The sequence below is a fragment of the Micromonospora sp. SYSU B005 genome (assembly GCF_055362685.1).
In genome coordinates this window covers 67,051-73,410 of the sequence record NZ_JAXCFU010000019.1, presented here as the reverse complement: position 1 = coordinate 73,410, position 6,360 = coordinate 67,051, and the positions used below count along the sequence as shown (strand labels likewise).

The 6,360-nt window shown below is 71.7% G+C and carries 7 protein-coding genes and 1 tRNA gene; 3 read left to right on the top strand and 5 right to left on the bottom strand.

Annotation, left to right across the window (positions count from 1 at the left end; translation table 11 throughout):
- Positions 1 to 1,229: 1,229 nt before the first annotated feature.
- Positions 1,230 to 1,301 (bottom strand) — tRNA-Val (locus SM452_RS28080).
- Between the two features lie 50 nt (positions 1,302 to 1,351).
- Positions 1,352 to 1,891, bottom strand: a complete 540-nt coding sequence (locus SM452_RS28075) for a TIGR02611 family protein (RefSeq protein WP_187690206.1) — start codon at positions 1,889 to 1,891, stop codon at positions 1,352 to 1,354.
- Positions 1,892 to 2,164: 273 nt separating this feature from the next.
- Between SM452_RS28075 and SM452_RS28070 the strand changes: the two genes are divergently transcribed.
- Positions 2,165 to 2,596, top strand: a complete 432-nt coding sequence (locus SM452_RS28070; protein WP_007457244.1) for an SsgA family sporulation/cell division regulator — start codon at positions 2,165 to 2,167, stop codon at positions 2,594 to 2,596.
- A 74-nt stretch (positions 2,597 to 2,670) separates the two neighbouring features.
- On the opposite strand, the gene SM452_RS28065 is transcribed toward SM452_RS28070, so the two are convergent.
- Positions 2,671 to 3,447, bottom strand: coding sequence for a glucose 1-dehydrogenase (locus tag SM452_RS28065; RefSeq protein ID WP_091427952.1), 777 nt, complete (start codon positions 3,445 to 3,447; stop codon positions 2,671 to 2,673).
- 188 nt (positions 3,448 to 3,635) lie between these two features.
- Here SM452_RS28065 and SM452_RS28060 point away from each other — a divergent pair, with 188 nt between their 5' ends.
- Positions 3,636 to 4,553: a helix-turn-helix transcriptional regulator gene (locus tag SM452_RS28060; RefSeq protein ID WP_463841034.1), complete on the top strand. Its 918-nt coding sequence runs from the start codon at positions 3,636 to 3,638 to the stop codon at positions 4,551 to 4,553.
- A 7-nt stretch (positions 4,554 to 4,560) separates the two neighbouring features.
- Positions 4,561 to 5,016, top strand: coding sequence for an RrF2 family transcriptional regulator (locus SM452_RS28055; protein WP_013284925.1), 456 nt, complete (start codon positions 4,561 to 4,563; stop codon positions 5,014 to 5,016).
- A 1-nt stretch (position 5,017) separates the two neighbouring features.
- Here SM452_RS28055 and SM452_RS28050 read toward each other — a convergent pair whose 3' ends face one another.
- Positions 5,018 to 5,629, bottom strand: coding sequence for a malonic semialdehyde reductase (locus tag SM452_RS28050; protein WP_463841033.1), 612 nt, complete (start codon positions 5,627 to 5,629; stop codon positions 5,018 to 5,020).
- The gene (locus tag SM452_RS28045) at positions 5,626 to 6,189 is read right to left on the bottom strand and encodes a flavin reductase family protein (RefSeq protein WP_463841032.1); all 564 of its coding nucleotides are present in this window, start codon (positions 6,187 to 6,189) and stop codon (positions 5,626 to 5,628) included. Before SM452_RS28045 ends, SM452_RS28050 begins: the two co-directional genes overlap by 4 nt.
- Positions 6,190 to 6,360 lie beyond the last annotated feature (171 nt).

The following is a 6,360-nucleotide window of genomic DNA, read 5'->3' as shown; positions in this document are numbered from 1 at the left end:
GCCGGCATGACCCGCCGCATCACCCGCGGCCAACCCGCACGCCGCCAAGCCCGCCGCACCTTCACCCGGACCTGATCAACCCGATCTCAAACACGCTCTAATGCTGGGCACAGTATTGTGCCTCGTCGCAATGAGCATCGACACGAAAACCAGTCCCAGAGGATCGCAATGGGTGTTTGAGGTGGCCCTTGCGTTGGCAGTACTGAAATTCGCAAGGCTTTTGTTTCTGTTTAACCTAATCCTCTCGTCTCTCGATAAAGGAATAGACCAACCAGCAGGTCGACGCCGTATAGGCCTAAGGTCTGACCTGGAGACTCCCTCCAGATAAACCCACCTCCATCCCGTCTGCCGCCGACCCACACACCGTGGAGCGGGCCAGGGCCAGGGCGACAAGGTGGAGCGCCCTACCGGACGAACGACCTTGTCGCCCTGGCCCTGGTCTGCTCGGCTTGCCTGGGTCGCCGGCTGACGGGATGGCATCCCACCTCAACCACCCTCCTACCAGAACCGTTCGGCAACTCCATCTCGGAGTCGTTTGGCCCCCGCCGGAGGCGCAGCTCTAACCCCGCCGCCTCCCTCACCTTCAACCCCCGCATACCCACCTCCACCCTTCCCCACCCTGGAGCCTGGGCGACCGTGCGGAACCGTTCGGCAACTTCGTCTGCCGCGGTTGGCCTGTCGGATCTCGTGCTGCTTCGGATCGCCGGAACCCAGGTGGATGGGTGTCCGCCTGGCCCTGGTCGTTCTTCGGGACTCGTCACCGGGTCACTTCACTGGCCCAGGTGTGACGCGAGGGGCGGGGCGTGGGGTTCGGGCTGGCTGACTTTTCCGCCCCGGCACCGTAGGTGCCGGGGCGGCGGCTCCGCAGGAGCCGTTTGCCGCGCCCCGGCCCGCGCCGCGCGGAGCGCGCTTGATCTAGTACAGACGAATTCGGCAACAGCCCGCTACTGCACGCTGCTGCGCTGCTGCGAAGAACGAAGCGGAGGTCATCGACCGCCCATTGGTAGCCGCAGCTTCGTAGCCGCTGTCCACAGCGCATCGGAGCCTGGGACGGTTCTGAAGCGGAGGGGAACTGGCGTCGGCGATGCGGCCGAGCTGCCCTGCTGGCATGACTGCAGATGCGCCGGCTTACGCCTTGGCGACGGGTTCGCTGACCAGCCGCTGACGCTGCTGCTGTACGCAAGCAGAAAGGCCACCTCCCGAAGCCGGGAAGTGGCCTTTGACCTGCGTGGGCGATACTGGGATCGAACCAGTGACCTCTTCGGTGTGAACGAAGCGCTCTCCCGCTGAGCTAATCGCCCTCAGCGCGCATGACTCTACCCGATCACCTGCCCGGACCAAAAACCGGGCCTCAGTGCGTCGCGAGGTAGTGCAGCGCCTCCGCCACCACGTCGATGCCGAAGCTGTACTTGAGCGACAGCCACACCACCACGGACACGAACGCGAGCCCGACCGCCCCGAGCACGAACCGCACACCCAGCGACCGCATCTTCACCCAGCGCGTCCAGGAGTTGACGTGCCGGCGGGTGAACGCGAGCAGCCGTCGCGCCCAGTGGAACTCGACCGCCCAGACGCCGAGGCCGGCGATGACCAGCAGCCAGCCGGGGCCTGGCAGCGGGATCAGCGCGATACCGACTGTGACGACGATGGCGCCGAGGATGCCGATGAAGATCTTCAGGGCGACGCGGCCGGTGGGGTTGGCGCGGATCAGGTCGAGCGTGGTGTGCAGGCGCCCGCGCCAGCCCCGTCGCCGCCGGCGCTGCTCCATGAGAGCGCCTTGCGACCGCCCTTCCACCGGCACCTCGTACCCCCGACTTTCGGCTGCTCGGGCCGCACCTTTCGGCGATTCGGCCGTGGTCCGCGACGTCACCGAGGAGCCCCTCGTGACCATTTCCACCCCCAGTGTCGCGCGGGACCGTCACCCCTGCTCACGACTGGACGTTACCGGAGTAAGTCGACGACTGAACCACCCGTTGCCGGGCGGAACGACGGAGTGGGCGGAACCGGAAATTCTACGCGGGGCCACGCGGTCCCGGGGGCTTTCGGAACCCCTTCCCACCACTGGGTGAAGTCAGCGTATGGCGGAGCGTAGCCAGGAGCAGCACCTGAGTATGGGAAAAGCGGGACACGCGCGTTCCGCAGCGGTGCCGGGGGGAGAACGTCCATGAGTGTCATCCGACCGACGACCGTAGAGGTCGAGACGTCGCTAAGGCTCGTCGCGCCTGACGCCACCGCCTTGCCGGTGCGTGCCAGCCTGCGTTACGACCCTGCTGACCCGTATGCGGTCCATGTCCTGTTCCACGCCGAGTCCGCCGGCGGCGAGGCGGTGAGCTGGTCGTTCGCACGCGAACTGCTGGTCACCGGGCTCGACGAACCGGCCGGCATCGGTGACGTGCGGGTCTGGCCGTGGGCCACCCCGCGCGGCGACTTCGTCGCGCTGGCGCTGTCGTCGCCGGACGGCAACGCCCTGTTCGAGGTTCCGCGCAGCGTGCTGGTGCGCTTCCTGCGCCGGACCTACGTCGTCGTCCCGCGCGGCCGCGAGGCCGAGCACCTGGACGTCGACACCGCGGTGAACCGGCTGCTCGCCGGTCGCTGACACGGCGACACCCGGGGCCGCGCGGATCTGCCGAGTCCGCGCGGCCCCGGGCCGTCTGCAACCGGGGGTACGCGTCAGCCGCGCGTGGTGATCCCGCCGTCGACCGGGATGACCGCTCCGGTCAGGTACGCGCCGGCGCGGGACGCCAGGTAGATCGCCGTGCCCGCCATGTCCTCGGGCCGGCCGATCCGGCCCAGCGGCACCTGCTGCTCGATGGCGGCGCGCGACTCGGGGTCGTCCAGCGCGAACGCCATCATCTTGCTCTCGAACGGTCCGGGCGCGATCGCGTTGACGGTGATCTGCTCACCGGCGAGCTGGTGGGCGAGGCCGCGGGTGAGCATGTGCACCGCTGCCTTGGTGGCGGAGTACGCGTACACCTCCATCCACGGCACCCGGATGCCGTCGATCGACCCGATGTTGATCACGCGGGCCGGGTCGTCGGCGCCGGCCGCGGCGCGCAGTTGCGGCAGCAGCGCGGTGGTCAGCCGGAAGACGGCCTTGACGTTGACCGCCCAGAGCTTGTCGAAGGCGCCCTCCGGGTACTCCTCCAGCGGCGCGCCCCAGGTGGCGCCCGCGTTGTTGACGAGCACATGCAGCCGGTCGTGGCGCTCGCGCACGGCCTCGGCGAGCGCCAGCGCGCCCGCGTCGCTGCCCAGGTCGGCCGGGATCGCCTCGCAGTGGCCCTCGGCGGACAGTTCCTTGGCGACCGACTCGCACACGTCCGCCTTGCGCGACGAGATGATCACCTTGGCGCCGGCCCGGACGAAGCCGCGCGCGATCATCAGCCCGATCCCGCGTGAGCCGCCGGTGACCAGGACCGTCTTGCCGTCGACCGAGAACAGATCCGTCATGCCCATCCCATCGCCGTCGCCCGGCCGCGGGCCGGTCGGCCGGGGCCGCGTCGGCCGGGTGCGCGACGCACTCCGGCCCGGGTCTTACCGATCGGTAACCTAACCGTCCGGCTCGGGTGCCGACAAGAGCGGCCCGAGCGGGTGAAACCGTCGAGATGCAACGTGCGGGCGCTCCGGTTACCGTCGGGATGATGGTCACTACCGGTCAGCCCTCCCCGGCCACCCGCACCGGTCTGCCGGAGCTCCGTTCCGGCACCGACGAGATCGTCACCGGTGTGCTCGGCGACCTCGCCGCCGAGCCCGGCTGGCCGCGCCCGGTCCTGCTCGACCGTGATCTGCTGATCCTGGTCACCCACGGCCACGGCACCGCCGAGCTGGACTTCCGGCCGGTCCCCTGCCGTCCGGGCACGCTGCTGCGCGCGCATCCCGGCCAGGCGCTGCGGTTCGTCGGCGCCCAGCTCGACGCGACGGTGGTGAGCTGGCGGCCGGACGCGCTGCGCGGCCTCGACGTCGACCCGGACGCGGTACCGGCGCACCGCCAGCTCGCCGGCGAGGACGAGGACGCGGTGATCAGCGAGGTGAGCCAGCTCGCCGTGGACGCCGACCGGCACGCGCTGGTGCCTGCGGCCGCGGCGCTGCTGCGTCACCAGGTCGCCGTCCTGCTGCTGCGGCTGAGCCTGCTGCCGCATCCGGGCGACGGCGCGACGCCCCGGGCCGAGACGGAGACGTTCCGGCGGCTGTGCCGCGAGGTGGAACGCGGCTACCGGCACACCCGCCGGGTGGAGGACTACGCCGCCCAGCTCGGGTGTTCGGTGCGTACCCTGACCCGGGCCTGCCTGGCGGTGACCGGCCGCAGCGCCAAGCAGGTGATCGACGAGCGGGTGGCGTTGCAGGCGTGCCGGCTGCTCGCCGCCACCGACGAGTCGATCGCCGCGATCGGCCGGGAGCTGGGTTTTCCCGAGCCGACGAACTTCGGCCGCTTCTTCACCCGGGAGGTCGGGGTGAGCCCGGGGACGTTCCGGGCCGAGCGCGAGCGCCCGCTGCCCGTCCGTCTGGTGCGACCCCGGCCGCCCGCCGACTCCCCCGCGCCCGGCGGCCAGGCATGATGGCACTGTGCAGATCTCCGCGCGCGGCGACTACGCGGTCCGGGCAGCCCTGAGCCTGGCCACCGCGTACCCGACCCTGCTGTCCACCCAGGCCATCGCGGCGGAGCAGGACATGCCGCGCAAGTTCCTCGAGGCGGTGCTGGCCGACCTGCGCCGGGCCGGGGTCGTCCGGGCCCAGCGCGGCGCCGAGGGCGGCTACACGCTGGCCCGGCCGCCGCGCGAGATCACCATCGGCCATGTGTTGCGCGCCGTCGACGGTCCGCTCGCCGGGGTACGCGGGCTGCGCCCCGAGGAGACCCGGTACGAGGGGGCGGCGGAGAACCTGCCCCGCCTCTGGGTGGCGGTACGCGCCTCGGTGCGCCGCGTGGTCGACGAGGTGAGCCTCGACGAGCTGGTCAGTGGCCGGCTGCCGGCGCACGTACGGAAGCTGACCGCGCAGCCGGACGCGTGGGAGCCCCGCTGACTCACAGCGTGCCGACCACCTCCTCGTAGGGCAGGCGCGGCAGCCGTTCCCGCCAGGCGTCCGGTGCCGGGCGGCCGATGTTCATCAGCAGCAGTACCCGGTGCCGGCCGCCGGGGAAGAACTCCCGTTCCGCGCCTGCCGCGTCGAACCCGGCCATCGGTCCGGCGGCCAGCCCGGCGGCGCGTACGCCGACGATCAGGTAGCCGATCTGGAGCGCGGCGTTGAACCGGGCCTGCGCCTCCCGGCCGGCCGGGTCGCCGGTGAACCAGTCGCGGGCGCCGGGGCGGTGCGGGAACAGCTCGGGCAGCCGGTCGTGCCAGTCCACGTCGGCGGCGAGCACAGCGGTCAGCGGCGCGCCGGCCGTCTTGTCCCGGTTGCCGGCGCTGACGTACGGCAGCAGCCGCGCCCGGGCCGCCGCGGAGCGCAGCAACAGCACCCGCAGCGGCTGGGCGTTCATCGCGGTCGGGCCGTACCGGATCAGGTCGTGGATGGCGCGGACGTGCTCGTCGGCGACCGGCTCGTCGGTGAACGCGTTGGCCGTGCGGGCCGCCCGGAACAGCAGGTCCTGGGCGGCCCGGTCGAGCGCGATCAGCTCCTCGGCGGCGGTGGTCACCACGCCTCGGGCCAGTCGCCGAGCGTGGTGGTGTAGGTGCCCCGGTGGTGCAGCAGCGGGTCGCCGTCCTCGCCCGCGCCGAGCGCGAGCGGCTCACCGAGCAGGATGGTGTGGTCACCCGCCTCGATCCGGCGCACCACGCGGCACAGCAGCACGGCGAGCGCGTCGCCGATCAGCGGCACCCCGAACGGCCCGGTGGTCCAGCCCGGGTGGGCGCTGAACCGGTCGATGCCGCTGGTGGCGAAGATCTGGGCGATCTCCTGCTGGCCGGAGGCGAGCAGGTGCACCGCGACGTGCTCGGCCTGCTCGACTGTGGGCCAGCTCGACGACGCGTGGCCCAGGCAGACCGAGACCAGCGGCGGGTCGAGCGACACCGACGTGAACGAGGTGGCGGTGAAGCCGGCCGGCGGCAGGTCCGGCCGCATCCGGTTGCCGCGCAGGCCGGGCGTGGTGACCACGGTGACGGTGGACGCCTGGCGGCGCAGCAGGCCGCGGAACGAGTCGACGTCGACCGGGCGCAGCTCGACGGCGGTGGCGCCGGGCCGGTCCACGGTGGTCACGACGCCACCAGCTCACGACGTGACGGTGCATGCACGTGGTCCACGAGAGCCTCCAGTCCAGGGGTAGCAGCGGCGGCGCTGTGTTCTCTCTCGGTACCCCCGGATGAGGGAAGCGATGCGGGGCGACCCGGCACTCATGCTGCCGACCACTCACGGCGCCGGTCAACGCCC